Here is a 25,796-nt window from a genome sequence, read left to right as displayed (position 1 = left end):
TCTGTTTGTTTCGGGGTGCTCGTTTTTTTTCTACCCGCCGCGGCGGGGCCCGACCTACCACAACCGCCCCCCCCCCCCCCCCCCCACGTCTCCGCCACTGAGCCCCCTGTCGGGTTCGAACCGACGACCCCCGCTTTACAAGAGCGGTGCTCTGGCCAGCTGAGCTAAGGAGGCACGGTGGCCGTCCGCGATGGATCACGGCGGCACCGGGGGCAGTCTACCGGGCCGGGGTGGTGGGGTGGGGGGATATCCCGGGGTTGGCGGGGTGGGTGGGCGTGATGGAACCGATGCGGAAAAGCGGGCGGCGGGGGGCTGACAAGCGGCGGAAGCGCAGGTACCGTCGCCGGGAGTCGGTGTGTGCAGTGGTTCAGACCACTGCCCGGCCGACCGAGACGAACGAACCCCCTTTACTCGGATCGTCCGGCACGTTCCTGCCGGTGAAGGAGAGAACGACCATGGCTTCTGTCACGTACGACCAGGCGACCCGTGTCTACCCCGGGGCGACCAAGCCGTCGGTGGACGCGCTGGACCTGGAGATCGCGGACGGCGAATTCCTCGTGCTGGTCGGCCCGTCGGGCTGCGGCAAGTCGACCAGCCTGCGCATGCTGGCCGGTCTGGAGGACGTCAACAGCGGCGCGATCCGGATCGGCGACCGGGACGTCACCCACCTGCCGCCGAAGGACCGGGACATCGCGATGGTGTTCCAGAACTACGCGCTCTACCCGCACATGACCGTCGCCGAGAACATGGGCTTCGCGCTCAAGATCGCCGGCGTGAACAAGGCGGACATCCGCATCAAGGTCGAGGAGGCGGCGAAGATCCTCGACCTGACCGACTACCTGGACCGCAAGCCCAAGGCGCTGTCCGGCGGTCAGCGCCAGCGTGTCGCGATGGGCCGGGCGATCGTCCGCCAGCCGCAGGTCTTCCTGATGGACGAGCCGCTGTCGAACCTGGACGCCAAGCTCCGCGTCTCGACCCGCACCCAGATCGCCGGCCTGCAGCGCCGCCTGGGCATCACCACGGTGTACGTCACCCACGACCAGACCGAGGCGCTCACCATGGGCGACCGGGTCGCGGTGCTCAAGGACGGTCTGCTCCAGCAGGTCGACACCCCGCGCAACATGTACGACAAGCCCGCGAACCTGTTCGTGGCCGGCTTCATCGGCTCGCCCGCCATGAACCTGGTCGAGGTGCCGCTGGTGGACGGCGGCGTGAAGTTCGGCGGCTCGGTGGTCAACATCTCCCGCGAGGACCTGGCCGGCGCCGCGACGGACAAGACGGTGACCGTCGGCATCCGCCCCGAGCACTTCCAGATCGTCCCGGCGGGCGGCATCGAGGGTGTCGCGGTGACGGTGAACGTGGTCGAGGAGCTCGGCTCGGACGGCTTCGTCTACGGCACCACCCAGATCGGCGGCGTGGACAAGGACCTGGTCGTCCGCGTGCCCGGCCGCCAGATCCCGGCCCGCGGCGAGACCGTCCACGTCGTGCCGACCGCCGAGGAGACCCACGTCTTCTCCACCAGCACCGGGGCCCGCCTGGGCCGCTGACGCCCGGCACACCTCCCCTCGCACGGGGCAGCTCCGGAGCCCGTCGGACCGTTCGCGGTCCGACGGGCTCCGTCCGTACACCCCCACGTCAACACGGTGCAGGGACAACCCGGACACCCTGTCACTCGATGGCGTGACGGAGGGCGATCCGGGGCCTACCCACCGCTACTCTCCTGAGGGTGAAGCAGCTTGTGCGCCGTATCGGCCAGACCGTCGCCCTGACCCTGCCGGTCGTCCTGGTGACCACCGGCACCCTCGCCGTGACCCGGGTCCCGTGGGCCCCGCCGACCGCGCTCGACCAGCAGGTCGTGGCGGCCTCCAGCGGCGACGGCGTCGGCATCGGGCGGTCGTCCGCGGCCCCCGCCAGGACGGACGGGCTCGCCCCGCAGGACTCGCTGCGGGTGGCGCTGCTCGACGAGCTGCGCGCCAAGAACCCGTCCGCCGCGCTGGACCTGCTGGAGCGCTCGATGCGCGAGCAGCCGTCGCTGACGCCGTACTGCACCTCGCTGGCCACCGAGTTGGGCAAGGCGGCGGTCCGCAAGTACCAGGGCGACGTACAGCGGGCCCGCTCCTTCGCCCGCCCGGTCTGCGACGGCGCCTTCGCGGCCGGCGTCGTCGGCTGACGGATCCCCGGACGGCCGACCGTTCCCCGGAAGGCCGACGGCATCGTCGGCCGACGGACAGCCGGGCGGCCGGGCGGCCGGCGGATCACCGGACGAGCGGTCCACTTGAGGCGCCAACCCCCTTCCGGCGCCCTATTGTTCAGCCATGACCGCTGACTCCGGCACCACCGCCGACCTCGCGTCCCCGCAGCCCCACCACACCCGGCCGACCACCACTCCCGTCACCCAGGCCGTGATCCTGGCCGGCGGCCAGGGTTCCCGGCTGCGCCCCTACACGGACGACCGCCCCAAGCCGCTGGTCGAGATCCCGGGGACGGGCACGCCGATCCTCGGCCACCAGCTGGCCTGGCTGGCCGCCGAGGGCGTCACCGACGTCGTGGTGTCCTGCGGTCACCTGGCCGACGTGCTGGAGGAGTGGCTCGACACGGCGGACCTGCCGCTGCGGGTGCGCACCGTGGTCGAGGCCGAGCCGCTGGGGCGCGGCGGCGGGCTCAAGTACGCGGCGAAGGCGCTGCCGCGCCCGGACGAGCCCTGGTACGCCACCAACGGCGACATCTGGACCCGGTTCAGCCTGCGCGACATGGCCGCCTTCCACCACGAGCGGGACGCCGTCGCGACGCTCGCGCTGGCCCGGCCGCGGATCCCGTGGGGCGCCGTGGAGACCGACCAGTTCGGCAACGTGCTGGACTTCATCGAGGCCCCGCCCTCGCCCTTCCTGATCAACGCCGGCCTGTACGTGTTCAGCCCGGAGTTCGCCGAGCTGCTGCCGGACGTGGGCGACCACGAGCGCACCACCTTCCCCCAACTCGCCCGCAGCAAGCGGCTCGCCGGGTACCAGCTGCCGCAGGGCGTGTACTGGCGCGCGATCGACACCGCGAAGGACCTCACCGAGGCGGCCAAGGAGCTCGCCGCCTACCGCGACAGCTCCCGCTGACGACGCGGAGACCGGCCGAGAACAGGCGGAGGACGGGCACAGGCCCGGCGAGGGCAAGCCCGCGGAACCGCCGAGCAGCACGACGGCCGGGTGCTCCCCCACGGAGCACCCGGCCGTAGCGCGTCCGGCGGCCTCAGGTGGCGGTCGGCGTCCCCGGACGGGAGGACTGCCCACCGGCCTGCCCGTCGGCCTGTCCACCGGCCTCTCCGCCGGACAGGCCGGCCAGCGGCCCGCTGCCCAGTACCGGTCCGCTGCCCAGCACCCCGCCGAGCAGCCCGGAGCCGTTGCTCGGGCTGGGCTTGGGCGCGTTGCCCGAGCCGCCGGGGGCCGGGGTCCGCTGGGCGGGCGCGGAGCCGGACCCGGCGGACGGCGCGGCGGGCGCCGGGGAGGAGCCGCCGGTCTCGGGCTTGCCGGAGTGCTTGCCGCTGGGCGTGGCCCCGGCCGACTTGGCGGGGGCGGTGGACGGCGTGCCGGCGCTCGGGGTGGGGGTGGCCGGGCGGGGGGCGGCGGGCTGGGGCTGGGTGGACGCGCCCTGGCCGCCGGGGGCGCCGGACGGGCTGCCGGACGGCCACACCGGGGTGCCGTAGTCGCCGGACGGTCGGCCGGGCTCCTGGTGCGGGCGGCCGCCGGTACGGACGGCCGCGCCGAGCATCGAGCCGAGCAGCAGGGTGAGGCCGACCACGACGGTGGTGACGACCGCGCCGCGGCGCAGCACCCGGCGGCGCAGCGCACCGGGGGCACCGGTGCCGATCCGGCGCCAGGCCTCCAGGTTGAGCCGTCCGTCGAGCGAGGCGAACGGCGCCCCGGCGATCAGCAGCGGGCTCCAGGCCGCGAGGAAGATCAGGTCGGGGGTGTCGTAGACCGGGACGGCCCGCCAGCTGACGGTGAACAGCAGCACGGCGGAGAGCAGCATGGCCGCCCCGGCGGCGAGCCGCTGCCACAGGCCGAGGACGGTCAGCACGCCGACCACGATCTCGGTGAACGACACCACCAGGCCGGAGCCGACGGGGTGCGCCATCGCGAAGGCGAGCAGCGGCTCGGCGACCTTCCACGGGTGCAGCGAGGAGAGCCAGCGCATCATGGAGCCGCGCTCGCCGCCGTCGAAGTACACCGGGTCGCAGAGCTTGCTGAACCCGGCGTAGACGGAGAGCGAGCCGAGCACCGCGCGCAGCGGCAGCAGCACCAGGCCGAGGTCGACCCGGCGGCCGGGGTACCAGGGCTGCTTGCCGTCGGCCGCGGAGGCGGCGGAGACCTCCGGCAGTTCGCCGCTGGGGGTCCAGCCGTGCGGCTCGCCGACCGGGCCGACGCCGGCGTCGGTGGCGGTGCCGCTGCCCTCGCGCGGCTGGCGGGGGACGGTCCGGGCGCCCGCGTAGGCGGGCAGCACCTGGGTGTCCGCGCCGTCGGGGCCGCCGCCGGGCGCGCCGTTGGTCCGCACCGCTTCCAGGAGCCGGGTGGCCGCGAGGTCGCCGGGGGCCGCCTGGCCGGTCCAGGTGACGGCGGTGACCCGGCCCTTGCGGCGCTGCGCGCCGCCGGCGGCCCCGGCCGCGGCTCCGGCCAGCGCCGGGACGGCGGAGGCGGGCACGACGACCTGCGGGGTGACCAGCGGACGGCGGATCAGGCCCTGGTTGGCGTAGGGGTCGCCGAACGCGGCGCCGGTGGACAGCAGTCCCGCCGGGGCGTCGATCAGCGGCGCCACCGGGGTGCCGAGCCGGAGTCGGAAGCTCGCCTGGGTGCTGCTGAGGCGCGCGGGGTCCGACGGCACCTTGACGGTGTCGATCCCGGGGCCCGCCTCTATCCCGGTGCTGCCCCCGCCGAACAGGGGGCGCCGAGGTGTTCTGGTGTCCACGTCCACGCCCGTCTAACCGGGTGACGGCCGCTTAGGACACTCTCCCGGGTGGATGTCCGGCGCATACTTGAAGTGATCATGAGAAAAGCGATCGGACCCGGTCGGGCCCGATCGCTTTTCACTCGGATCGCGGAGAATTCAGAAGTTCTCCTGCGGACGGGGGTCCGTCCGTGCTGGTCCGGACCTGCCGGGAATCAGCGCTTGGCGCGCATGCGGGCGGCCTCGTACAGCACGATGCCCGCCGCGACACCGGCGTTCAGCGACTCGGTCAGGCCGCTCATCGGGATCCGGACCCGCATGTCGCAGGTCTCGGAGACCAGGCGGGACAGGCCCTTGCCCTCGCTGCCCGCGACGATCACCACGGGGCCGTTCAGCAGCTCCAGGTCGCCCAGCTCGGCCTCGCCGTCGGCGGCCAGGCCGACGACCATCAGGCCGGCCTTCTGGTAGGCCTCCAGGGTGCGGGTCATGTTGGTGGCGCGGGCCACGGGCAGCCGGGCGGCGGCGCCGGAGGAGGTCTTCCAGGCACCGGCGGTCATGCCGGCCGCACGGCGCTCGGGGATGACCACGCCGTGCGCGCCGAAGGCGGCGGCGGAGCGGACCACGGCGCCGAGGTTGCGCGAGTCGGTGACCCCGTCCAGCGCGATGATCAGCGCGTCCTGGCCGGCGTCGGAGGCCTCGGCGAGCAGGTCCTCGGGGTGGGCGTACTCGTACGGCGGGACCTGCAGCACCAGGCCCTGGTGGTTCATCCCGCCGGTCATCTGGTCCAGCTGCGCGCGCGGGGCCTCCATCAGCGGGATGCCGCGCTCGTTGGCGGCCTGGAAGGCGTCGCGCACCCGGTCGTCGGTGTCGATGAACTGCTGGACGTACAGGGCGTTGGCGGGCACGTCGCCCTTGAGCGCCTCGACCACCGAGTTGCGGCCGAAGACCAGCTCGGCACTGCCCGCGCCGCCGCGGCCGCCCCGGCCGCCGGCACCGGCCCGGCGCATGCCGGCCCGGGCCTTGGCGTCCCGCTCGCGCTTGATCGCGGCGTTGGCGGCCCGCTGCTTGGGGTGGCCCTTGCGCTCCTCACCGGGCGGGGTCGGGCCCTTGCCCTGCAGCGCCTTCCGGCTGTGCCCGCCGGTACCGACAGCGGCCCCCTTCTTCGACCCGGGGTTGCGGCGGTTCCTGCGCTGGCTGTTGCCGGCCATGGCTGTACTTCCTGTCTGTCCGGCATGCCCGGCCGCTCCGCTCGGTGCGGCGGCGGCCGACGGCATGCGCTACGTCATGCGGGAGGGCCGCACCGGTCCGGTACGGCCCACCCATCACCCCGATCGTCAGATGGGGTTACTGGCTGTTGATCGTCCAGCGCGGGCCGGACGGGGTGTCCTCGATCACCAACCCGGCCAGGCCGAGCTGGTCGCGGATGGCGTCCGCGGTGGCGAAGTCCTTGCGCTGACGCGCCGCCTGCCGCTGGTCCAGGACCAGACGGACCAGCGAGTCGACCACACCGTGGAGGTCCTCGCCGCGCTCCGCCCCGGCCCACTGCGGGTCGAGCGGATCGAGACCCAGTACACCGAGCATCGCACGGACCTCGGCCAGTCGCGCCACCACGCTCTCCTTGTCGTCCGCGTTCAGGGCGCTGTTGCCCTGGCGGACGGCGGTGTGCACGACGGCCAGCGCCTGCGGGACGCCGAAGTCGTCGTCCATCGCCTCGGCGAAGGCCGACGGCACCTCGGGCGCCGCGTCGACCTTGCCGCAGCGCTCGACGGCCCGCTGGATGAAGCCCTCGATCCGGCCGAAGCCGACCTCGGCCTCGCGCAGCGCGTCCTCGCTGTACTCGATCATCGAGCGGTAGTGCGCGGCGCCCAGGTAGTAGCGGAGCACGATCGGCCGCCACGCCCGGACCATCTCGGAGACCAGCACCGAGTTGCCGAGCGACTTGCTCATCTTCTCGCCGGCCATGGTGACCCAGGCGTTGTGCACCCAGAAGGCCGCGAAGTCGTCGCCGTAGGCCTTGGACTGGGCGATCTCGTTCTCGTGGTGCGGGAAGATCAGGTCCAGCCCGCCGCCGTGGATGTCGAAGGCCGGGCCCAGGTACTTGTGCACCATCGCCGAGCACTCCAGGTGCCAGCCCGGACGGCCGCGGCCCCAGGGCGTCTCCCAGCTCGGCTCGCCCGGCTTGGCGGCCTTCCACATCGCGAAGTCGCGCTGGTCGCGCTTGCCGGTCTCGCCCTCGCCCTCGGGCTGGCGCAGGTCGGCGAGCTTCTGGTTGGAGAGCGCGAGGTAGTCGGGGTACGACTTCACGTCGAAGTAGACGTTGCCGTCGACCGCGTAGGCGTGGCCCTTCTCGATGAGCCCCTGCATCATCTCGATCATCTCGGGCACGTGCCCGGTGGCCCGCGGCTCGACGGTCGGCGGCAGGCAGCCGAGCGCGTTGTAACCGTCGTTGAAGGCGCGCTCGTTCTCGTAGGCGATCTGCCACCACGGCGTGCCGAGCTCGCGCTCCTTGGCGATGATCTTGTCGTCGATGTCGGTGACGTTGCGGACGAAGGTCACCTGGTAGCCGCGGTAGGCGAACCACCGCTGCATGATGTCGAAGTTGAGGCCGGACCGGATGTGCCCGATGTGTGGCGCCGACTGGACGGTAGCGCCGCACAGGTAGATCGAGACACAACCCGGTACAAGCGGGACGAAGTCGCGTACCTGTCGGGTGCTGGTGTCGTACAGACGAATGCTCACAGCGTCAAGCGTAGTGGGCGGCGGGGGGTGCCCCGCGACATTAACCGGGAACGGACCGGGCATTCCCCGGGGAACGGCGGGACCGCCCCGGGGAATCGCGGCCCGTCCGGCCGGTCAGATGCTGCCGACCACCTTGCGCGGGCTGAGCCGGACGACCACCCGGACGTCGTCCGGACCGTCGAAGCCGTACTCCTGGTCACCGCGGTACTTGAAGCCCAGCTCGTTGATCAACTCCCGGCCGCCCTCGGTGGTCAGCGTCACCGAACCGCGGACCTCCAGGTACTCGTACGGGCTCTCCGGCGGGTTGATCACGATCGAGGCCCGCGGGTCCTTCACCAGGTTGAGGTGCTTGCGGCGGCCCTGGACCGTGGAGAACAGGATGTCGTCGCCGTCCCGCTTGACCCAGACCACCGAGGACTGGGGGCTGCCGTCCGGCTGGATCGTGGAGACCACGGCGAAGCTCTTGCCGTCGATCAACGCCTTGGCGCGGTCGGAGAGTTGGGAAGTCATCGGGAACCTCTTCTCGTCGGCGACGGTACGACCCGGGGGTGAGCTCCGCACGGGCCCGGACCGAACCCTACCGATCCGGGCCCCCGCGGCATTCGGTGAACACCCGTCAACAGCCGTCTGTTTCCGGCCGGACCGCCGACGCCCGCCGACCGCCCGCCGACCGCCCGCCGACCGCCGACCGGCCGGGCCGCCGGCGAACGGCTCAACGCCGTTCGTACACCAGGGCGGTGGCGATCGCGGCCAACCCCTCGGCCCGGCCGGTCAGGCCCAGGCCGTCGGTGGTGGTGCCGGAGACCGAGACCGGCGCTCCGGCCGCCTCGGACAGCGCGGCCTGCGCCTCGGCCCGCCGCTTGCCGATCTTCGGCCGGACCCCGATCACCTGGACCGCGATGTTGCCGATCTCGAAGCCCGCCTCGCGCACCAGCCGGGCCGCCTCGCCGAGCAGCTTCACCCCGGAGGCCCCGGACCACTCCGGGCGGTCGGTGCCGAAGTGGGCGCCCAGGTCGCCGATCCCGGCGGCCGAGAACAGCGCGTCGCAGGAGGCGTGCGCGGCCACGTCGGCGTCCGAGTGCCCGGCCAGTCCGTCCCCGGCGTCCGGCCACTCCAGTCCGGCGACCCACAGCGGGCGGCCGGCCTCGAAGGCGTGCACGTCCGTGCCGATCCCCACCCGGGGGATCAGGGGCTCAGTAGTCATCGGCGGCCCTCCGGCGGGCGAGTACGGCCTCGGCGAGCACGAGGTCCAGCGGACGGGTGACCTTGAACGCCTCTTCGTGGCCGGGCACCACGACGACCGTGCCGCCGTAGCGCTCCACCAGTCCGGCGTCGTCGGTGACGGGCACCGCGTCGGCGCCGCCGGCGGCCTCCTCGGCCAGCGCCTTGGCGTGCACCTCGACCAGGGCGGCCCGGTCGAAGCCCTGCGGGGTCTGCACCGCGCGCAGGGTGGCCCGCTCGGGCGTGTCGAGCACCGGCTCGGGGCGGCCCGGGTTCGGCTCGACCCGCTTCACGGTGTCGGCCAGCGGCACCGCGGGCACCACCGCCGGAGCCCCGGCCCGGACGGCGGCCGCGACGGCGTCCACCACCTCGACCGGGACGAGCGGACGGGCCGCGTCGTGCACCAGCACGATCTCGACGTCCTCGGGGATCGCCGCCAGGCCCAGCCGGACCGACTCCTGGCGGGTCGCGCCGCCGGCCACCACCCGGACGTCCTTGCCGGCCAGCCCGTGGCCGTCCAGCAGGGCGACCACCTCGGCCACCCCGTCGGCGGGCGCGGCGACCACCACCAGGCCGACCGCCCGGCTGCGGGCGAGCGCCCGAACGGCGTGCACCAGGAGCGGCACCCCGCCCAGTTCCCGCAGGGCCTTCGGGGCACCGGGCCCCAGCCGCTCACCGCGTCCGGCGGCGGGCACCACTGCTGCTGCAACTGCTCCTGACGCGTTCAGGTTTCACTCCTTCGGCGAAGTGGGTATGGCCATGGCGTGCCCGGCGGGCGGGGCCCCTTCCGAAGAACGACTGGTCCACTGCCCGCCGCACAACTGCGCAGAAACGGTGCAGAAACGGTCTTGCGGGCCTGGACCGGATCGGGTGGGGGGCGTCGTCCGGACACGCCTCAGCGCCCGGAGTGCCACTGCACCACCCCCGGACGGTTCGTCCTGGGAGCGGCACGCCGGCACCGGGCGCTGTGGGCGGTGGGGCGGAAGCCCGACTGCACTACGAGGCGAGCACCTCGTCGAGCAGCGTCTCCGCCTTGTCCTCGTTGGTGTTCTCCGCCAGCGCGAGCTCGCTGACGAGGATCTGGCGCGCCTTCGCGAGCATCCGCTTCTCGCCGGCCGAGAGGCCGCGCTCGCGCTCGCGACGCCAGAGGTCGCGCACGACCTCGGCGACCTTGATAACGTCGCCCGAAGCGAGCTTCTCCAGGTTCGCCTTGTAGCGACGGGACCAGTTGGTCGGCTCTTCGGTGTACGGTGCGCGGAGCACCTCGAAGACCCGGTCCAGACCCTCCTGGCCGACCACATCGCGCACGCCGACGAACTCCGCGTTCTCGGCGGGCACGCGGAGCGTCAGGTCTCCCTGCTGCACCTTGAGCACCAGGTAGGTCTTGTCCACACCTTTGATCTGGCGAATTTCGATGGCCTCGATCAGCGCGGCCCCGTGATGGGGGTAGACCACCGTGTCGCCAACCTTGAACGTCATGTGACAGGACCCCTTCCGTGGCTTTCCAGAATAACACGCCTTGCGGCCCACCCGAAGGGCGTTTTCGCAGGTCAGGGCCGGTACCGGGGCTTGACAAGGACCCCCGTGACGTGCTGCGACCGATGTTCGAGGGGGGCTTCCCGCAGGTCGGAGGCGGTTCCGAGGTCCGGCGAAACCCTTGCGCAACACCCCCGCAACCATGATTGGATCTTGAGCTTTCGCCCCGTTCCGGGCCGTGACCGGATCGTTATTCGATCTTGGTCGAAGCTTGTCCTACCGATGACCGGTTCATGCCATGGGTACGGCCGGACGGCCCCCGCGGGGCCCCGGGAGTGCGACACGGGGACCACCCCGTGAGGAGCGCATAAGTGAGGTCGATAATCTGAGACCTGACCTGTCGACACGTGACCTAGGAGTAGCCGCCGCATGAGCCGCAGCCTTCGACGCGGCAGCATCGCCGCCATCGCCGCCCTCGCCATCGCCTCGCTGTCCTCCTGCGCAGCCAGCAACACGCCGGACACCCTGCAGATCAAGCCGGACAACGCGGCGGCGACCCTTGGGACGAACCTTCGACTGAACAACATCGTGATCGTCACCGGGGCCGGTACCTCGGGTGACTACACGGGCCCCGCCAACGTGGTCGTGAACATCTCCAACACGGCGACCACCCCGGCCGAGCTGCAGTCGATCACCGTCGGCAACGCTTCCGCCACCTTCGCGGACGCGGCGGGTGCTCCGCAGCCCACCCTCGTCATCCCGGCCGGCAGCTCGGTCGCGATCGGCGGCCAGGGCAACCCCTCCGCCTCGGTGAGCGCGGCCGCCGTCCACATCGGCGGCTTCGCCAACACCACCTTCGCCTTCAAGGACGGCCAGAAGGTCGACGTCCAGGCCGGCGTCAGCCCGGACTCGGACAAGAACCTCTACAAGGGCTTCGGCCCGACCCCGGCGGCCGTGCCCTCCAAGAGCACCTCCCCCGCCGCGACCGCCCCGACCACGCCGGGCACGCCGGCCACGCCGCCGGCCGGCACCACGCCGAGCGCCCCGGCCACCCCGGCCACCGGTGCCGGCACGGCGACCACCCCGGCCGCCCCGGCCACCGGCACCACCGCGCCGGCCGCCCACTGACACGACGCGCTGCCGACCGGGCGCACCCTGACGCAGCGCGCGAAAGCCTCCCGCCGGCCCTTCCGGGGCCTGCGGGAGGCTTTCGCGTGCCCCCGTGGGCCGCGTGGCCGCGTGGCCGCGTGGCCTGACCCTGTGGCCGGGCAGCCAGGCAGTCGGGCAGGAACGCGGGAGGCCCCCGCCGACGACTGCCGGCAGGGGCCTCCCGCGTCCTCGTCCCTCGCGGGCCCGCGGTTTACGGCTCGAACTTGTAGCCCAGGCCGCGGACCGTGACCAGGTAGCGCGGCGCGCCCGGGTCGGGCTCGATCTTCGCCCGCAGGCGCTTCACGTGGACGTCCAGGGTCTTGGTGTCGCCGACGTAGTCCGCGCCCCAGACCCGGTCGATCAGCTGCATGCGGGTGAGCACCCGGCCCGCGTTGCGCAGCAGCATCTCCAGCAGGTCGAACTCCTTGAGCGGCAGGTCGACCTTGGCGCCGTCCACCGTCACCACGTGCCGGTCCACGTCCATCCGGACCGGGCCCGCCTCCAGGGCGCCCGGACCGCCGCCATTGTCGCCCGCGCCGCCGTCCTCGCCGCGGCGGCGCAGCACCGCGCGGATCCGGGCGACCAGCTCCCGGGTGGAGTACGGCTTGGTGACGTAGTCGTCAGCGCCTATCTCCAGCCCGACGACCTTGTCGATCTCGCTGTCCTTGGCGGTCACCATGATCACCGGCACGCTGGAGCGCACCCGGAGCTGGCGGCAGACCTCGGTGCCCGGCAGGCCCGGGAGCATCAGGTCGAGCAGGACGAGGTCGGCACCGTTGCGTTCGAACTGCTCCAGGGCGTCGGGGCCGGTCGCGGCGACGGCCACCTCGAAGCCCTCCTTGCGGAGCATGTACGAGAGGGCGTCGCTGAACGACTCCTCGTCCTCGACCACCAGTACTCGGGTCACGATCAGGCCTCCGGGGCAAGCTGGGTTGTCTGTGTCAGGGGTTGTTCCCGCTCCCCGGCGGGGAGCGAACGGGCCGCACGCTCGGTGCGGTCCGCGGTGAGGGTCCGGGGTGCCGTGGCGGGCCCGGCGGTGTCGGCACCGGGCTCGGCGCGGCGTGCGCTGCGGGGTTCGTCGTGGTCCGGCGCGGCGTCGACGGCGTCGAGGTGGTCGTCGAAGTCCTCGCCCAGGTCGTCGGCCGGGGCGTCGTCCAGGTCGTCGTCGTAGTCATCGTCGGGGGCGTCGGCGGGGGCCTGGCCGGCGGGCAGGCGGATGGTGAAGGTCGAACCCTGCCCCTCCACGCTCCACACCGAGACGGTGCCGCCGTGCGAGGCGGCGACGTGCTTGACGATGGACAGGCCGAGCCCGGTGCCGCCGGTCTGCCGGGAGCGGGCCGGGTCGACCCGGTAGAAGCGTTCGAAGACCCGCTCGCGGTCCTTCTCGGAGATGCCGATGCCCTGGTCGGTGACCGAGATCTCGATCAGCTCGCCGTCCGCCTCGCCGAGCGCCGCGGCGCTGGAGATCCGGCGGGTGGCGATGGCCACCCGGGTGCGGGGCGGGCTGTAGTTGACGGCGTTCTCCACCAGGTTGCCGAGCGCCGCGGCGAGCTGGCCGCGGTTGCCGTGCAGGTAGAGCCCGGCGATCCCGCCGGCCGCGATCAGGATCTGCTTGGCGGCGGCCTGCTGGCGGCAGCGGTCGATCGCCTCGGCGATCAGCTCGTCCACCGCGACCGGCTCCGGGTCGACCATCAGCCGGTCGTCCTGGACCCGGGAGAGGTCGATGATCTCCTGCACCAGGCTGGCCAGGCGGGTCGCCTCGACCTGCATCCGGCCGGCGAAGCGCTGCACCGCCTCCGGGTCGTCGGACGCGTCGGCGACCGCCTCGGAGAGCAGCGACAGGGCGCCGACCGGGGTCTTGAGCTCGTGGCTGACGTTGGCCACGAAGTCCCGGCGGACGGCCTCCACCCGGCGGCGCTCGGTCTGGTCCTCGACCAGCACCAGCACCAGCCGGGAGCCCAGCGGGGCGACCCGGACGGAGACCGCGAGCGGCTCGGACGCGCGGGCCGCGCCGGGGCGGGGCAGCTCCAGCTCCACCTGCCGGATCTCGCCGTCCCGGCGGGTGGCGCGGGCCAGGGCCAGCATCTGGTCCACGGCGACCGCGCCGCCGCGCACCAGGCCCATCGCGTACGCGGCCGAGCTGGCCTTGACCACCTCGTCGCCCTCGCCCAGCACGATCGCGCAGGAGCGGAGCACCGAGAGCACGGTGTCGACCCCCGGCGGCAGCGGGGGTTCCGGGGTGCCGGTGCCCAGCGTCTGGTACCGGCCGTACTGCTTGCCGCTGGTGTACTTGCCCTTGGCCTGCTCGCGCTCGCTCCAACGGAAGGCGATGGAGGCGGTGAGGCCGACACCGAGCCCGGCTATGGCGCAGGCAGCGGCAGCGGCCACGTTCACGTCCATGTGGCCAGCGTAAGCGCACGGCCTGGCCACTCCCCAAGGGCTGGGTCAAGGCATCGACCAGGCGTTGCCGAGAATTCACCTCCACGTAGCTGCCGATTCACCGCACCGGCCGTGCGCCGTCGCCCGAACGGCACAGAGTTGGCCATGCAGCCCGTGTGGGAGAGATCGGTGCGCCGAAGAGCGGCCACGGTCTCGGGTGTGCGCGTACCATTCGCGCCACCAGCAGCGGTCACCCGGACACCGGAACGATGGTCGGACGGGCTGACCGGTCGGCACCGCCACCGACACAGCTACTGAGGAGAGAACATGCGCGACGCGTACCACGAGGAACTCGATGCGATCGGCGACAGCCTGGTCGAGATGGCCCGGCTGGTCGGATCGGCCCTGGGCCGGGCCACCACCGCTCTCCTGGACGCGGACCTGGCGCTGGCGGAGAGCGTGATCGCCGCCGACGAGAAGGTCAACGAGCTCCACCACGAGCTCGAGAACCGCGCCATCGACCTGCTCGCCCGGCAGCAGCCGGTCGCCACCGACCTGCGGATCGTGGTCACCTCGCTGCGGATGAGCGCCGACCTGGAGCGCTGCGGGGACCTCGCCCGGCACGTCGCCAAGGTCGCGCGGATGCGCTACCCGGACTCGGCGGTGCCCGCCGACCTGCACTCCACCGTCCTGGAGATGGGCCAGCTCGCCCAGCGCCTGGTCGCCAAGGCGGGCCTGGTCATCGCCACCAAGGACGTCGACAAGGCCCTGGAGATGGAGCAGGACGACGACCGGATCGACGCCCTGCACCGCGAGCTGCTGTCGCACCTGATCGACGAGCGCTGGCACCACGGCATCGAGACCGCCGTCGACATCACCCTGGTCGGCCGCTACTACGAGCGCTTCGCGGACCACGCGGTGTCCGTCGCCAAGCGCGTCGTGTACCTGGTGACCGGCGAGCACGTGGCCGAGTTCGTGGCCGCCACCGAGGCGGCCGAGGCAGCCGGGGCGGAGTGAGTGCCGCTCACCCCCGGGGGTGAGTAAACCTGTGGCGAGGGTGGTGCGGGTGCACGGATTTCCGGACGCCCCACCACTGCGCGCCTGTTGACGCTCCCTCCGAACGGCCGCTTCACTCGACGGTGGGGGCACCGGAGTGTTCCCGTCACTAGGAGGGAAGAGCTCGATGAAGGCCAACCCGACCCGACCGGCATCCGCCCACCACACCGTCGAGCCGCCCGCCCCGAAGCTGCTGCCCGTCCTCGCGGCCGGTTGCGGCTGCGGCCCCGGCTGCGGCTGCGGCTGCCAGTCCGGCGCGCCCTGCCAGTGCGGCGGCGCCGACGGCGGCTGCTGCGGCGGCCACTGAGGCACGGCGGCCGGAACGGCCGCCAGGACAGCTGCCGAGGCGTCCCGGGGTGCGCGGTCGTGCACCCCGGGACGCCCGCCCGGCCGTTCCGGAACCGTCAGAACTGGACGTCGGTGCAGGAGTAGAAGGCGTTCCCGGTGTCCGCGATCGTCCAGACCGAGACGACCACCTGGTGCCCGGTGCGCCCGCTCGGGAGGGTCGCGGTGTGGCTGAGCGTGCCCGGCACCTGCCGCCCGCCGTAGGGGACGGTCAGGAAGGGCGTCAGGTCGAGGTTGGCCCGGGTGACCGGCTGGCTCGCGTCGTAGCCCGGCTTGGTCAGGTAGTACCGGAAGTCCGTGGTCGCGTGCCGGGCGGTGAACTTCCAGGTGAAGGTGAGCTGCTGGCCCGCGGTCACCGGCGTGGTCGGCCAGGCGCCGCCGTGCGGGTCGTCCAGCTCGGCGAAGCGGGAGTTGCCGCCGGCGCAGATGGTGCCGTCGGAGGGCCCGCCGGCCGGGAAGCCCTTCGGCCCCTCGACGCTCTGCGGCTCCCACTGGATGTCGCCGCAGTCCCACGGGACGGCGTTCGCGCTCTCGTCGCAGAGCGCGGCGCGGCTGGGCGGCGTGGTGATGAAGCCGTGCGACTGGGCCGGGAGGGCCAGGGTGAGCGGGATCGCGAGCGCGGCGACGGCCGCCCCGACCAGATGACGTGTGCGCATGGTGCTCCTCCGTGGGGGTGGATGGAGAGTGCGCCGGGGCGCAGACGCGCGCGCGTTGGGGGTGCGGCGGCCGGGACATGGGGGAATCCTTGGCATGCCTGCGCCAGCCCGGTGCCCCCACGGTAGGAGTCGGCGCCACCGCCCGTCAATGGTCTGAACCATTTTCGAGCCCATCCCAACTCCCGCCCCACACCGGCCGGTTGAACGAAACAGGCCCCGCCCCCGGCGAACCGGGAACGGGGCCTCGTCGGCAAGCGGGTTACTTCTTGCCCTGGTTCTTGACTGCCTCGATGGCCGCCGCGGCGGCGTCGGCGTCGAGGTAGCGGCCGCCCTTGGCGAGCGGCTTGAAGTCGGCGTCCAGCTCGTAGACCAGGGGGATGCCGGTCGGGATGTTGAGGCCGGCGATGTCGGCGTCGGAGATGCCGTCGAGGTGCTTGACCAGCGCGCGCAGGCTGTTGCCGTGGGCGGTGACCAGGACGGTCTTGCCGGCGGCCAGGTCCGGGACGATGGCGTCGTACCAGTACGGGAGCATCCGGTCGACGACGTCCTTGAGGCACTCGGTGCGCGGGCGCAGCTCGCTCGGGATGTCGGCGTAACGGGCGTCGCCGGCCTGCGAGTACTCGGCGCCGTCGGCGAGCACCGGCGGCGGGGTGTCGTAGGAGCGGCGCCACAGCTGGAACTGCTCCTCGCCGAACTCGGCCAGGGTCTGGGCCTTGTCCTTGCCCTGGAGCGCGCCGTAGTGGCGCTCGTTCAGGCGCCAGCTGCGGTTGACCGGGATCCAGTGGCGGTCGGCCTTGTCCAGGGCGATCTGCGAGGTCCGGATGGCGCGGCGCAGCAGCGAGGTGTGCACCACGTCGGGGAACAGGCCCTCGGCGGCCAGGAGCTCGCCACCGCGGGCGGCCTCCTTCTCGCCCTTCTCGTTGAGGTCGACGTCGACCCAACCGGTGAAGAGGTTCTTCTGGTTCCACTGGCTCTCGCCGTGACGGAGCAGGATGAGTCGGTAGGTCGTGTCAGCCATGGCGCCCAGCTTAGTGGAGGGCGGGAAAACCCCTGGTGGGCACCTCGGGGGATGAGTAATGTGTGCAGCGCTTATCTGCCACTTACATGCGTCGGGCGGTCGGGCCCGCCCGCGCCGCCCGGCGGACGCCTGCCCTCGGGAGCCCCCACATGCTCGTCGCCCTGGCCGCCAATCCCCGGATCCGAAGACTGGTGCGCGAGACGGTGGGCGGGCTGCCGAGGCAGTTCTGGTGGCTCTGGGTGAGCACGCTGGTGAACCGGCTCGGTTCGTTCGTGGTGACGTTCCTGGCCCTCTACCTCACCGTCGAACGGGGGTACTCGGCCTCCTACGCGGGCCTGGTGGCCTCCTTGTTCGGCGCCGGTTCGGCGGTGTCGGCGATCGGCGCGGGCGTGCTCACCGACCGGATCGGGCGCCGCCCCACGCTGGTCGCCGCCCAGCTCGGCACCGCCGCCTCCACCGCCGTGCTCGGTTTCATGGACGGCCAGGTGGCGATCGCCTCGGTGGCCTTCGTGGTCGGCCTGTGCAACAACGCCACCCGGCCGCCCACCTCGGCGATCATCGCCGACCTCGTCCCGGCGGAGGACCGGGTCCGGGCGTACTCGCTGAACTACTGGGCGATCAACATCGGCTTCGGCCTGTCCGCCGCCGCGGCCGGGCTGATCGCCACCCACGGCTACCTCACGCTCTTCCTGCTGGACGCCCTGAGCACGCTGGTCTGCGCCGTGGTGATCTTCATCCGGATCCCGGAGACCAGGCCGCAGGCCGTACCCGGCAAGGCCGGGGACCCGGCCGAGCCGGGGATCAGCCTGCTCACCGTGCTCCGGGACGCCCCCTTCATGGCGCTGGTCGGGCTGACCCTGCTGGTCGCCCTGGTCTTCCAGCAGGGCAGCACGACGCTGGCCGTGGACATGGGCGCCTCCGGCATCTCGTCCACCCAGTACGGGCTGGTCGTCGGCCTGAACGGGCTGCTGATCGTGGTGCTGCAGATCCCGCTGACCCGGTGGATGGAGGGCCGTTCACGGACCGGGATGCTGATCGCCAGCTGCCTGCTCACCGGCTGGGGCTTCGGGCTGGCCGCGCTGGCCGGCTCCTCGGCCTGGCTGTTCGCGCTCTCGGTGGTGGTCTGGACGGTCGGCGAGATCCTGCACACCCCGGTGATGATGGGCCTGGTCGCCGAGTTGGCGCCGACCCACGGACGCGGCCGCTACCAGGGCGTCTACGGGCTGTCCTGGTCGCTCGCCTCGCTCCTCGGCCCGGCGGGCGGCGGGCTGCTGCTGCAGTACGCCGGTCCCGTGGTGCTGTGGACGGTCTGCGGGGCGATCGGGACGGCGGCGGCGCTCGGGTACGTGGTGCTGGCACGCCGGACCGGTGCGACGGGGCGCCGGCGCACCGGGGCCGTGTCGGAGGTGACGGCCGTGGCGGCACCCGTCGCGGAGCCGGCGAAGGCCCCGGCCGACGCCTGAGTGCCGCCCGCCCCGGTCAGTCGGTGGCCGGGGCGTCGGCAGCCGGGGTGTCGGCAGCCGTGGCGTCGGCTGCCGGGGCGGCCAGGTGGGCGAAGGCGGCCAGGTTGCGGGTGGACTCCCCGCGCTTGGTGCGCCACTCCCACTCGCGCCGGATCGCCGAGGCGAAGCCCAGCTCCAGCAGGGTGTTGAAGGGCTCGTCCGCGTTCTCCAGCACCGTCCCGAGCAGCCGGTCGACGGTGTCCGGGGTGAGCGCCTCCAGCGGCAGCCGGCCGGCCAGGTAGACGTCGCCGAGCGCGTCCACCGCGTACGCGACGCCGTAGAGGCGGGTGTTGCGCTCCAGCAGCCAGCGGTAGACGGCCTGATGGTTCTCGTCCGGGCGGCGGATCACGAAGGCGTTCACCGACAGGGTGTGGTCGCCGACCCGCAGTGCGCAGGCGGTGTTCAGCTTGCGGGTGCCCGGGAGGGTCGCCACCAGGGTGTACGGGTCGGCGGCGGCCGGCTCCCAGGCCACCCCGGCGTCGTCCAGGGCGGTGCGCAGGAGGGTCAGGGCCTCGTCCTTGGTGCGGATTGCCATGGGGGTGACGTTACTCGGCGGTACCCCCGGCGCGCAGCCGCCGACCCGGCCAGGACGCCGACCCGGGCCAGGACGCCGCCCGGCCCGGGCGTCGGCGCTCAGCGGCGCCGGGCCACCGCGAGCCGGCCGGCCGGGCGGGCCAGGCTGCCGGCGTAGACCTCGGCGGTGGAGGCCGCGGCGGTGTCCCAGCCGAAGGCGGCCGCGTGCCGGGCGGCCGCCGCCCCGCGCCGGGCGACCAGCGCCGGGTCGGTGACGTACGGCTCCAGCGCACGCGCCCAGGCCAGCGGGTCGTGGCCCTGCACCAGGCTGCCGGACTCGCCGTCCCGCACCGCGACCGGCAGGCCGCCGACCGAGGCCGCCACCACGGGGGTGCCGCAGGCCTGGGCCTCCAGCGCCACCAGGCCGAAGGACTCGCTGTACGAGGGCATCACCAGGGCCGTCGCCGCGCGGTACCAGTCCGCCAGCCGCTCTTGGCCGACCGGCGGGTGGAACCGCACCACGTCGCCGATGCCGAGCTGGGCGGCGAGCTTGTGCAGGCTCTCCGGCCGGGCCAGCCCGGTGCCGGACGGCCCGCCGACCACCGGCACCACCAGGCGCTCACGCAGCCCCGGACGGGCCTCCAGCAGGGCGGCGACCGCCCGCAGCAGCACGTCCGGCGCCTTCAACGGCTGGATCCGCCCGGCGAACAGCAGCACCGCCGCGTCCTGCGGCAGGCCCAGCCTCGCCCGGGCCTCGGAGCCGGCGCGCGGGCCGCCGGGGCGGAAGACGTCCAGGTTGACCCCGGGGTGGACGACGGCCAGCTGGTCCGGCCGGGCGGCGTAGTGCAGCGCCAGCTCGGCGGCCTCCTCGGTGGTGTTGGCGATCAGCCGGTCGGCCGCCTCGACCACCTGGGTCTCGCCGATCACCCGGGCCGCGGGTTCGGGCGTGTCCCCCTCGGCCAGCGCGGCGTTCTTGACCTTCGCCATGGTGTGCATGGTGTGCACCAGCGGCACCCCCCAGCGCTGGGCGGCCAGCCAGCCGACCTGCCCGGAGAGCCAGTAGTGCGAGTGCACCAGGTCGTAGTGGCCGGGGCGGTGGCCCGCCTCGGTGCGCAGCACGCCGTGGGTGAAGGCGCACAGCTGGGCCGGCAGGTCCTCCTTGACCAGGCCCTCGTACGGGCCGGCGGTGACGTGCCGGACCAGCACGCCGGGGGCCAGCTCGACGGTCGGCGCGTCGTCCGAGCAGATCGCCCGGGTGAACACCTCGACCTCGATGTTGAGCTCGGCCAGGCGCTTGGCCAGCTCGACGATGTAGACGTTCATCCCGCCGGCGTCGCCGGTGCCGGGCTGGTGCAGCGGCGAGGTGTGCACGCTGAGCATGGCTATCCGGCGCGGGCGGCGACGGCCCGGGACGAGCGACTGGAGCCGGCCGCGCGCGGGCGTCGCGGACTGGGCACGGCGTACCGAACGGACGGGGTGCTGGATCACCTGGCTGAAGCCTCCTCGTGTGCGGCCCGTCTCGGCGGTCCGCGTGAACGGGCCCGCCACATGTCCGGTGTGCGCTGCCCCGTCCGGGCACACATCACCACCAGTGTGCCAACCACTGGGCGGGCGTCCGGCATTCCCGCTCCCGGCGACCGGTCCGCCGGGCCGGCATCCGCCCAGCTCAGGCCGGGGACGCCCGGCCCCGCGACCGCCGACTACCCTTCTGGGCATGGCTGCCTCCTTCGACCCCGCGACCGCCGCGCCCGCCCGCGGCCGGACCGGACGGCCGGTCGGGACGGTCACCCGGGGCACCACCAACACCAACCGGCTGCGCCGGATGGACCGCTGGATCGCCCACACCCTGGGCCGGGCGCTGCGCGCCGCCGAGCGGCCCCCGGTGGCGGTGGACCTCGGCTACGGCGCGGCGCCGTGGACGGCCGTGGAGCTGGCCGGACGGCTGCGCACGGTGCGGCCGGACGTCCGGGTGGTCGGGATCGAGATCGAGCCGGAACGGGTCGCGGCCGCGCTGCCGTACGCCGAGCCGCCGCTGCTCACCTTCCGGCGCGGCGGCTTCGAGGTGCCGCTGGACGGCGGCGGGCCGGCCCAGCTGATCCGGGCGGCCAACGTGCTGCGGCAGTACGAGGAGTCGGCGGTGGCCGGGGTGTGGGAGCGGCTGTGCGCCCGGCTGGCCCCGGACGGGCTGCTGGTCGAGGGCACCTGCGACGAGATCGGGCGGCGGCACGTCTGGGTCGCGCTGGGGCCGGAAGGGCCCCGGACGGTGACCTTCGCGGCCCGGCTGGGCGGTCTGGGCCAGCCCTCCGACCTGGCCGAGCGGCTGCCGAAGGCGCTGATCCACCACAACGTGCCGGGGCGGCCGGTGCACGCCTTCCTGACCGACTTCGACCGGGCCTGGGCGGCGGCCGCGCCGTACGGGGCGTTCGGGGCGCGGCAGCGCTGGGTGGCGGCCTGCACGGCGCTGGCGGGCAGCTGGCCGCTGGTGGACGCGCGCGGGCGGTGGCGGCAGGGCGAGGTCACGCTGCCCTGGGCGGCGCTGGCCCCGTAGGACGGGGCCGGGCCCGGATTCTGCGGGGCCCGGACGGGGTTCCCGGAGGCCCGCTGGGGCCCGGCGGGGCCGGGCTGGTGAGCGACGCGCCTCATTCACTCGAACGAGTTATCGAATATCTCTGGCGTGTTGACGCCTCGTCACGCCACGATGGAGACCGCCGGGCGGCGACACCACACGCCGCCCGGCGCGCACCGCGCCCGTCAGCCCCCCTGCCCGAGCAGCTCCCGCCGGGCCCGTTCGAACACCTCGTACATCTCCGTCCCGAACAGCACGAACCGCACCTCCGCCAGCTCCGCGCCCGCGAGCGCGTCACCGCCGCCCAGCACCTCGGCGACGGTGCCGAGCGCGATCCGGGCCGCGTCCGCCGGCGGCCAGCCGAAGATCCCCGCCGACACCGCCGGGAAGGCCACCGTGCGCGCGCCCAACCCGGCCGCCGTGCGCAGCGACTCGCGATAGCAGGAGGCCAGCAGCCCAGCCCGCTCCTCGTACTCCTCCGCCAGGTACACCGGCCCGACGGTGTGCACCACCCAGCGGGCCGGCAGCCGCCCGGCCGTGGTCGCCACCGCCCGCCCGGTGGGCAGCCCCTTGCCCCAGTGCGAGGCCCGCAGCCGGCGGCACTCCTCCAGGATCTGCGGCCCGCCCCGGCGGTGGATCGCGCCGTCCACCCCGCCGCCGCCCAGCAGCGAGGAGTTGGCCGCGTTCACCACCGCGTCCACCTCCTGTGCCGTGATGTCACCCTCGACCAGGGTGATCCGCGTCACCACCACCTACCCCCTTCCCCGGACCCGCCCGGCAGCCGCCGGGCCGGGATCCGAGCCGTCGTCCGAATCCGATCACCACACCGCCACCGGCGTGGCAATAGCCACAACGGCGCCGGTCGGCCAGAGAAATCCCCGGAGATCACGTTATGGTCGCGAGAAGTTCCCCGACGCGCGGTGCCAGGCGGGCACTGCGGACGGACGCCGGCCGTTACGCAGGCGGGGAAAGGGAGGAACCACCGATGCCCGCAACGGGAGACGGGCGGGCACCTGGTGCCGCGGACCTGCCGGGCGCCCACGACGGCGCCCCCGTCGGCCATGCCCGTACCCGCCCGGCCACCACCGGCCCGGCCACGGCCGCTCCCCCGATACCCCACCCCCGCTCGCAGCCGGCCCGGACCGCGCACGGCACCCGCCGCCCCTCCCGCCCCACCGGAGGCGGTCACGCCCCCGCGCCCGGAGACGGACCCGTCGACGGCACCGTCGCGCCTCTGCGGCTGCTGGTCATCGAGGACGACGCCTCGGACGCCCAGCTGATCAAGGCGGCGGTCGCCGACAGCGGCACCTCGATCGAGATCCACTGGGCCCGCGGCCTCGAACAGGCCACCCAGCTGCTCGCCCAGTCCTCCCCCGCCGGCCGGCGCGGACGCTCCCGCGGCGGCGAGTTCGGCTGCGTGCTGCTCGACCTGGCCTCCCCCGCCGACCTGCCGCACCCGTCCGACCCCTCGGACGGCCTGGAAGGCCTGCACGAACTGCTGCGCCGCGCCCCGCACATCCCCGTCGTGGTGCTCACCGACGCCGCCGGGGCCGAACTCGGCGCCGCCGCCGTCGCCGCGGGCGCCCAGGACTTCCTGCTCAAGCACGAGACCGACGGCCCGCTGCTGGCCCGCGCACTGCGCTACGCGGTCGAACGCAAGCGGGCCGACGAGTCCCAGCGCCGCCTGGTCGAAGCCGAGTTGCGCGGCCAGGAGAACGCCCGGCTGCAGCGCCACCTGCTGCCCACCCCGCTGCTCGACGGCGCCGGACTCTCCTTCACCCGGCGCTACCGCCCCGGCCGCCGCCGCGCCCTGCTCGGCGGCGACTTCTACGACGCCGTGCGCACCGACGACGGCACCGTCCACGTCGTGATCGGCGACGTCTGCGGCCACGGCCCCGACGAAGCCGCGCTCGGCGTCGCACTCCGGATAGCGTGGCGCACCCTGGTCTTCGCCGGTCTCACCGGCGAGACCCTGCTCACCACCCTCCAGCACGTGCTGGAGCACGAACGGCGCAGCGACGAGATCTTCGCGACGCTCTGCATGCTCGTCATCGAGCCCGGCGGCACCACCGACCTCGACTCGCTCGGCACCGGCGAACGCGCCCGGCTCTACCTCGCCGGGCACCCGGCGCCGCTGCTGCTCGGCCGCGACCACGCCCCGGCCACCCTGCCCGCCGACCACGCCGGGCCCGCCCTCGGCCTGCTGCCGTGCCACGACGGCGGGGCCGCCTGGCCCGCCCACGAGGTCGAACTCCAGCCCGGCTGGCGGCTGTTGCTCTACACCGACGGGCTGATCGAAGGCCGGGTCGGGGCCGGGTCGCGGCGCCTCGGCCAGGACGGACTGGCCGACCTGATCGCCGACCACCAGTCCGCCGGGCTCACCCGGGGCCGGCTCGTCGACAGCGCGATCGCCGAGGTCGAGGAGCTGAACGGCGGGGCGCTGACGGACGACGTCGCGGTGCTGCTGCTGGAGCGCAACCCGGTGCAGCTGATCCTCGGCTGAGGCGGCTGCGGAGGCGCCGCGGAGGCGTCGCGGACACGTCGCGGACACGTCGCGGACACGTCGGGGACAACGGCGCGGACACGCTGCGGCCCGGGAGGGTGAACTGCCCTCCCGGGCCGCGGCGTTGTCCGTGGGGTCGGCCTACCAGGGGCCGTACGGGCCGGTGTTGCTCCGGCCGGTGCCGCCGGTCAGTGCCCGGATCGCAGGGCGGACGTCCACCACGTAGACGATCGAGGCGACCAGGCCGGCCAGGGTGCCGATGCTGCCGAGGAAGTTCGCCCCGAACAGCAGGTCCCACCCGAAGCTGATCCCGAGGATCGCCAGCCAGAAGCCCTTGGTCTTCTTGTCGGCCGCCCGGTAGGCGTCCTCGCGGCGGGTGGCCGCGTCGATCAGCGCGAAGAACTTGTAGCCCAGGATCGCGACGGCCATCCACCAGAACGGGTTCAGGTAGGAAAAGGCCAGGATCTGGAACACTCCGGTCATCGCGGTCTCCTACGTCTCTCGGCTTGCTGCGCCCCGGCCGCCGCCCATCCTGGCACGGCGGCCGCCCGCAGGGTGTGAACGTCCCGCCGCCGGTGGATGTGCCCCGGGGTGGCGGGCGGCGGTCACTCCGTGGCGGAGGGGGTGTTCTTCCGGGGCCTGGCGGGCTTCTTCGGGGCGGGGGCGGCGGGGTCCGCGGCCGGGTCCGCCGGGGCGGCGGGGGCGTCCAGCAGCTCGGCCTCGACGGGGGCGGCCTCGAAGGCGGTCTCGAAGGCGGGGTCGACGGCCGGGTCGACGGGGACCTGGGTGGGGTCGGCGTCGGTGTGGGGGCGGGCCTTGTCCACGACGACCTTGCCGCGCTCGGCCAGTTCGTCGTAGGTCTCCTTGGCCCGGACCGCCAGCTCCAGCGCGCGGGCCACCTGCTGCAGGGCGAAGCCCTGGGCCCGCTCCTGGAGGACCTTGAGGTCGGTCGGGAAGGCCGTGACGGCCCCGGTGACCTTGGCCGGGGCGCCGGCCAGCAGCTCCTGCGCCTCGTGGAGCCTGGCGGTCGCCTTCTCCTGGGCACCCTGGCGGTCCGCCGCCAGGGCCTCGACCCGGCCCGGCACCTCGCGCAGCTTCTCGTACGCGAGGTCCCCGGCGCCGGCCAAGGCGTACAGCGGGGTCGGGTCGGTGAGGGTCTTCTTGATCTCGTCGGTGATCGGCATGCTTACCGGTCCTCCCGGTGGGTGTTCTGGGTGGCCGCGCCGTCGGTCGTCGGGGTGGAGGCCGAGGCGGCGTTCTCCTTGAGGAAGGCGTCGTAGACCGCGAGCAGCGCCTGCTTCTGCTGCTCGTTGATCAGCGGATCGGCCAGGATCGAGGCCCGCAGTTCCAGGCCCTCGCCCCGCCGCTCCTCCAGGATCCCGGCCTGGACGTACAGCGTTTCCGCCGAGATCCGCAGCGCCTTCGCGATCTGCTGCAGGATCTCCGCGCTCGGCCTGCGCAACCCTCGCTCGATCTGGCTGAGGTACGGGTTGGACACGCCGGCGGCCTCCGCCAGCTGGCGCAGCGAGAACTGCGCGTTGCGGCGCTGCTCGCGGATGTACTCGCCCAGGGAGGCGACGTTGAGTGAGGCCATGGGGACAGGGTGCGGGATCGTGCTTGCAATTGCAAGCAGGGTGCTAACTGGGGGCTAGCGGGTGGGGGCCGCTGCGCGGGGCGGTTGGTGGGTGGGGGGCGCTCGGGAGGGGGGGGTGGTCCGGGGGGGGTTCCGGGGGGGGGTGCTCCG

Annotated in this window: 26 protein-coding genes and 1 tRNA gene; 9 read left to right on the top strand and 18 right to left on the bottom strand. The window is 73.7% G+C overall.

Annotated features, from left to right (window positions below; translation table 11 throughout):
* Window positions 1–100: 100 nt before the first annotated feature.
* Window positions 101–174, bottom strand: a tRNA-Thr gene (locus ACFWXO_RS25500).
* Between the two features lie 281 nt (window positions 175–455).
* On the opposite strand from ACFWXO_RS25500, the gene ACFWXO_RS25495 reads away from it, so the two are divergent.
* The 3 genes from ACFWXO_RS25495 to ACFWXO_RS25485 all read left to right on the top strand — a co-directional run bounded on the left by ACFWXO_RS25495 (window position 456) and on the right by ACFWXO_RS25485 (window position 3,104).
* The gene (locus ACFWXO_RS25495) at window positions 456–1,547 is read left to right on the top strand and encodes an ABC transporter ATP-binding protein (protein WP_375881521.1); all 1,092 of its coding nucleotides are present in this window, start codon (window positions 456–458) and stop codon (window positions 1,545–1,547) included.
* A 179-nt stretch (window positions 1,548–1,726) separates the two neighbouring features.
* Entirely contained in the window at window positions 1,727–2,170 is a 444-nt protein-coding gene (locus tag ACFWXO_RS25490; protein ID WP_380526222.1) for a hypothetical protein, read from the top strand.
* A gap of 145 nt (window positions 2,171–2,315) precedes the next feature.
* Window positions 2,316–3,104, top strand: coding sequence for an NDP-sugar synthase (locus ACFWXO_RS25485; protein WP_375881517.1), 789 nt, complete (start codon window positions 2,316–2,318; stop codon window positions 3,102–3,104).
* A 133-nt stretch (window positions 3,105–3,237) separates the two neighbouring features.
* Here the strand turns inward: ACFWXO_RS25485 and ACFWXO_RS25480 are convergent, their stop codons facing one another.
* The 7 genes from ACFWXO_RS25480 to ACFWXO_RS25450 all read right to left on the bottom strand — a co-directional run bounded on the left by ACFWXO_RS25480 (window position 3,238) and on the right by ACFWXO_RS25450 (window position 10,368).
* Window positions 3,238–4,866, bottom strand: a complete 1,629-nt coding sequence (locus ACFWXO_RS25480; protein ID WP_380526220.1) for a DoxX family membrane protein — start codon at window positions 4,864–4,866, stop codon at window positions 3,238–3,240.
* A gap of 278 nt (window positions 4,867–5,144) precedes the next feature.
* Complete coding sequence (gene rlmB, locus ACFWXO_RS25475; protein WP_375881511.1) at window positions 5,145–6,137, bottom strand: 23S rRNA (guanosine(2251)-2'-O)-methyltransferase RlmB; 993 nt, start codon at window positions 6,135–6,137, stop codon at window positions 5,145–5,147.
* A gap of 136 nt (window positions 6,138–6,273) precedes the next feature.
* Window positions 6,274–7,668, bottom strand: coding sequence for a cysteine--tRNA ligase (gene cysS / locus ACFWXO_RS25470; protein WP_375881509.1), 1,395 nt, complete (start codon window positions 7,666–7,668; stop codon window positions 6,274–6,276).
* Window positions 7,669–7,782: 114 nt separating this feature from the next.
* Window positions 7,783–8,178 (bottom strand): PPOX class F420-dependent oxidoreductase, encoded by a 396-nt coding sequence (locus ACFWXO_RS25465; RefSeq protein ID WP_375881507.1) that lies wholly within the window; start codon window positions 8,176–8,178, stop codon window positions 7,783–7,785.
* Window positions 8,179–8,380: 202 nt separating this feature from the next.
* The gene (gene ispF / locus ACFWXO_RS25460; protein WP_360225686.1) at window positions 8,381–8,872 is read right to left on the bottom strand and encodes a 2-C-methyl-D-erythritol 2,4-cyclodiphosphate synthase; all 492 of its coding nucleotides are present in this window, start codon (window positions 8,870–8,872) and stop codon (window positions 8,381–8,383) included.
* Complete coding sequence (gene ispD / locus ACFWXO_RS25455) at window positions 8,862–9,587, bottom strand: 2-C-methyl-D-erythritol 4-phosphate cytidylyltransferase (RefSeq protein ID WP_380526217.1); 726 nt, start codon at window positions 9,585–9,587, stop codon at window positions 8,862–8,864. The genes ispF and ispD overlap by 11 nt, the downstream gene beginning before the upstream one ends.
* A gap of 298 nt (window positions 9,588–9,885) precedes the next feature.
* A complete protein-coding gene (locus tag ACFWXO_RS25450) occupies window positions 9,886–10,368 on the bottom strand; it encodes a CarD family transcriptional regulator (RefSeq protein WP_030244332.1) in 483 nt (160 codons plus the stop codon).
* Window positions 10,369–10,794: 426 nt separating this feature from the next.
* On the opposite strand from ACFWXO_RS25450, the gene ACFWXO_RS25445 reads away from it, so the two are divergent.
* A complete protein-coding gene (locus ACFWXO_RS25445; protein WP_380526215.1) occupies window positions 10,795–11,493 on the top strand; it encodes a DUF461 domain-containing protein in 699 nt (232 codons plus the stop codon).
* Window positions 11,494–11,725: 232 nt separating this feature from the next.
* On the opposite strand, the gene ACFWXO_RS25440 is transcribed toward ACFWXO_RS25445, so the two are convergent.
* Window positions 11,726–12,421, bottom strand: a complete 696-nt coding sequence (locus ACFWXO_RS25440) for a response regulator transcription factor (protein WP_218199074.1) — start codon at window positions 12,419–12,421, stop codon at window positions 11,726–11,728.
* A gap of 2 nt (window positions 12,422–12,423) precedes the next feature.
* Window positions 12,424–13,914 carry a sensor histidine kinase gene (locus tag ACFWXO_RS25435; protein WP_380526213.1) on the bottom strand — a complete coding sequence of 497 codons (1,491 nt, stop codon included), beginning with the start codon at window positions 13,912–13,914 and terminating at the stop codon, window positions 12,424–12,426.
* 306 nt (window positions 13,915–14,220) lie between these two features.
* Here ACFWXO_RS25435 and phoU point away from each other — a divergent pair, with 306 nt between their 5' ends.
* Window positions 14,221–14,910, top strand: coding sequence for a phosphate signaling complex protein PhoU (phoU, locus tag ACFWXO_RS25430; RefSeq protein WP_380526211.1), 690 nt, complete (start codon window positions 14,221–14,223; stop codon window positions 14,908–14,910).
* 166 nt (window positions 14,911–15,076) lie between these two features.
* Entirely contained in the window at window positions 15,077–15,256 is a 180-nt protein-coding gene (locus ACFWXO_RS25425; protein ID WP_350507747.1) for a hypothetical protein, read from the top strand.
* Window positions 15,257–15,353: 97 nt separating this feature from the next.
* Here ACFWXO_RS25425 and ACFWXO_RS25420 read toward each other — a convergent pair whose 3' ends face one another.
* Both ACFWXO_RS25420 and ACFWXO_RS25415 read right to left on the bottom strand, forming a co-directional pair.
* Window positions 15,354–15,950, bottom strand: a complete 597-nt coding sequence (locus ACFWXO_RS25420; RefSeq protein WP_380526209.1) for a lytic polysaccharide monooxygenase — start codon at window positions 15,948–15,950, stop codon at window positions 15,354–15,356.
* Between the two features lie 259 nt (window positions 15,951–16,209).
* Window positions 16,210–16,968 (bottom strand): phosphoglyceromutase, encoded by a 759-nt coding sequence (locus tag ACFWXO_RS25415; protein ID WP_375881490.1) that lies wholly within the window; start codon window positions 16,966–16,968, stop codon window positions 16,210–16,212.
* 149 nt (window positions 16,969–17,117) lie between these two features.
* On the opposite strand from ACFWXO_RS25415, the gene ACFWXO_RS25410 reads away from it, so the two are divergent.
* Window positions 17,118–18,431: an MDR family MFS transporter gene (locus ACFWXO_RS25410; protein WP_380526207.1), complete on the top strand. Its 1,314-nt coding sequence runs from the start codon at window positions 17,118–17,120 to the stop codon at window positions 18,429–18,431.
* A gap of 16 nt (window positions 18,432–18,447) precedes the next feature.
* Here ACFWXO_RS25410 and ACFWXO_RS25405 read toward each other — a convergent pair whose 3' ends face one another.
* Window positions 18,448–19,005 (bottom strand): YbjN domain-containing protein, encoded by a 558-nt coding sequence (locus ACFWXO_RS25405; protein ID WP_380526205.1) that lies wholly within the window; start codon window positions 19,003–19,005, stop codon window positions 18,448–18,450.
* Window positions 19,006–19,103: 98 nt separating this feature from the next.
* Window positions 19,104–20,471, bottom strand: coding sequence for a D-inositol-3-phosphate glycosyltransferase (gene mshA / locus ACFWXO_RS25400; protein ID WP_375881483.1), 1,368 nt, complete (start codon window positions 20,469–20,471; stop codon window positions 19,104–19,106).
* A gap of 226 nt (window positions 20,472–20,697) precedes the next feature.
* On the opposite strand from mshA, the gene ACFWXO_RS25395 reads away from it, so the two are divergent.
* Window positions 20,698–21,531 carry a class I SAM-dependent methyltransferase gene (locus ACFWXO_RS25395; protein WP_380526203.1) on the top strand — a complete coding sequence of 278 codons (834 nt, stop codon included), beginning with the start codon at window positions 20,698–20,700 and terminating at the stop codon, window positions 21,529–21,531.
* Window positions 21,532–21,734: 203 nt separating this feature from the next.
* Here ACFWXO_RS25395 and ACFWXO_RS25390 read toward each other — a convergent pair whose 3' ends face one another.
* Window positions 21,735–22,295, bottom strand: a complete 561-nt coding sequence (locus ACFWXO_RS25390) for an O-acetyl-ADP-ribose deacetylase (protein WP_375881478.1) — start codon at window positions 22,293–22,295, stop codon at window positions 21,735–21,737.
* A 239-nt stretch (window positions 22,296–22,534) separates the two neighbouring features.
* On the opposite strand from ACFWXO_RS25390, the gene ACFWXO_RS25385 reads away from it, so the two are divergent.
* Window positions 22,535–24,052, top strand: a complete 1,518-nt coding sequence (locus ACFWXO_RS25385) for a SpoIIE family protein phosphatase (RefSeq protein ID WP_380526201.1) — start codon at window positions 22,535–22,537, stop codon at window positions 24,050–24,052.
* A 141-nt stretch (window positions 24,053–24,193) separates the two neighbouring features.
* On the opposite strand, the gene ACFWXO_RS25380 is transcribed toward ACFWXO_RS25385, so the two are convergent.
* The 3 genes from ACFWXO_RS25380 to ACFWXO_RS25370 all read right to left on the bottom strand — a co-directional run bounded on the left by ACFWXO_RS25380 (window position 24,194) and on the right by ACFWXO_RS25370 (window position 25,646).
* Entirely contained in the window at window positions 24,194–24,535 is a 342-nt protein-coding gene (locus ACFWXO_RS25380) for a DUF2516 family protein (RefSeq protein WP_375881473.1), read from the bottom strand.
* A gap of 122 nt (window positions 24,536–24,657) precedes the next feature.
* A complete protein-coding gene (locus tag ACFWXO_RS25375; protein WP_375881470.1) occupies window positions 24,658–25,236 on the bottom strand; it encodes a hypothetical protein in 579 nt (192 codons plus the stop codon).
* Between the two features lie 2 nt (window positions 25,237–25,238).
* Window positions 25,239–25,646 (bottom strand): helix-turn-helix domain-containing protein, encoded by a 408-nt coding sequence (locus ACFWXO_RS25370; RefSeq protein ID WP_375881467.1) that lies wholly within the window; start codon window positions 25,644–25,646, stop codon window positions 25,239–25,241.
* Window positions 25,647–25,796: the final 150 nt, after the last annotated feature.

The sequence above is a fragment of the Kitasatospora sp. NPDC059088 genome (assembly GCF_042738155.1).
Taxonomy (GTDB): Bacteria; Actinomycetota; Actinomycetes; order Streptomycetales; family Streptomycetaceae; genus Kitasatospora.
The sequence above is the reverse complement of the archived record's forward strand: the minus strand, read 5'-3'. Positions and strand labels throughout refer to the sequence as shown.

Excerpts from the sequence above, each read along its gene's own strand:
- ispF (WP_360225686.1), bottom strand. The coding sequence starts at position 8,872 with ATGACTACTGAGCCCCTGATCCCCCGGGTGGGGATCGGCACGGACGTG.
- rlmB (WP_375881511.1), bottom strand. The coding sequence starts at position 6,137 with ATGGCCGGCAACAGCCAGCGCAGGAACCGCCGCAACCCCGGGTCGAAG.
- phoU (WP_380526211.1), top strand. The coding sequence starts at position 14,221 with ATGCGCGACGCGTACCACGAGGAACTCGATGCGATCGGCGACAGCCTG.
- ACFWXO_RS25405 (WP_380526205.1), bottom strand. The coding sequence starts at position 19,005 with ATGGCAATCCGCACCAAGGACGAGGCCCTGACCCTCCTGCGCACCGCC.
- ACFWXO_RS25465 (WP_375881507.1), bottom strand. The coding sequence starts at position 8,178 with ATGACTTCCCAACTCTCCGACCGCGCCAAGGCGTTGATCGACGGCAAG.
- ACFWXO_RS25445 (WP_380526215.1), top strand. The coding sequence starts at position 10,795 with ATGAGCCGCAGCCTTCGACGCGGCAGCATCGCCGCCATCGCCGCCCTC.
- ACFWXO_RS25415 (WP_375881490.1), bottom strand. The coding sequence starts at position 16,968 with ATGGCTGACACGACCTACCGACTCATCCTGCTCCGTCACGGCGAGAGC.
- ACFWXO_RS25485 (WP_375881517.1), top strand. The coding sequence starts at position 2,316 with ATGACCGCTGACTCCGGCACCACCGCCGACCTCGCGTCCCCGCAGCCC.
- ACFWXO_RS25395 (WP_380526203.1), top strand. The coding sequence starts at position 20,698 with ATGGCTGCCTCCTTCGACCCCGCGACCGCCGCGCCCGCCCGCGGCCGG.
- ACFWXO_RS25385 (WP_380526201.1), top strand. The coding sequence starts at position 22,535 with ATGCCCGCAACGGGAGACGGGCGGGCACCTGGTGCCGCGGACCTGCCG.
- ACFWXO_RS25435 (WP_380526213.1), bottom strand. The coding sequence starts at position 13,914 with ATGGACGTGAACGTGGCCGCTGCCGCTGCCTGCGCCATAGCCGGGCTC.
- ACFWXO_RS25425 (WP_350507747.1), top strand. The coding sequence starts at position 15,077 with ATGAAGGCCAACCCGACCCGACCGGCATCCGCCCACCACACCGTCGAG.
- ACFWXO_RS25410 (WP_380526207.1), top strand. The coding sequence starts at position 17,118 with ATGCTCGTCGCCCTGGCCGCCAATCCCCGGATCCGAAGACTGGTGCGC.
- ACFWXO_RS25375 (WP_375881470.1), bottom strand. The coding sequence starts at position 25,236 with ATGCCGATCACCGACGAGATCAAGAAGACCCTCACCGACCCGACCCCG.
- ACFWXO_RS25370 (WP_375881467.1), bottom strand. The coding sequence starts at position 25,646 with ATGGCCTCACTCAACGTCGCCTCCCTGGGCGAGTACATCCGCGAGCAG.
- ACFWXO_RS25450 (WP_030244332.1), bottom strand. The coding sequence starts at position 10,368 with ATGACGTTCAAGGTTGGCGACACGGTGGTCTACCCCCATCACGGGGCC.
- ACFWXO_RS25380 (WP_375881473.1), bottom strand. The coding sequence starts at position 24,535 with ATGACCGGAGTGTTCCAGATCCTGGCCTTTTCCTACCTGAACCCGTTC.
- ACFWXO_RS25420 (WP_380526209.1), bottom strand. The coding sequence starts at position 15,950 with ATGCGCACACGTCATCTGGTCGGGGCGGCCGTCGCCGCGCTCGCGATC.
- ACFWXO_RS25495 (WP_375881521.1), top strand. The coding sequence starts at position 456 with ATGGCTTCTGTCACGTACGACCAGGCGACCCGTGTCTACCCCGGGGCG.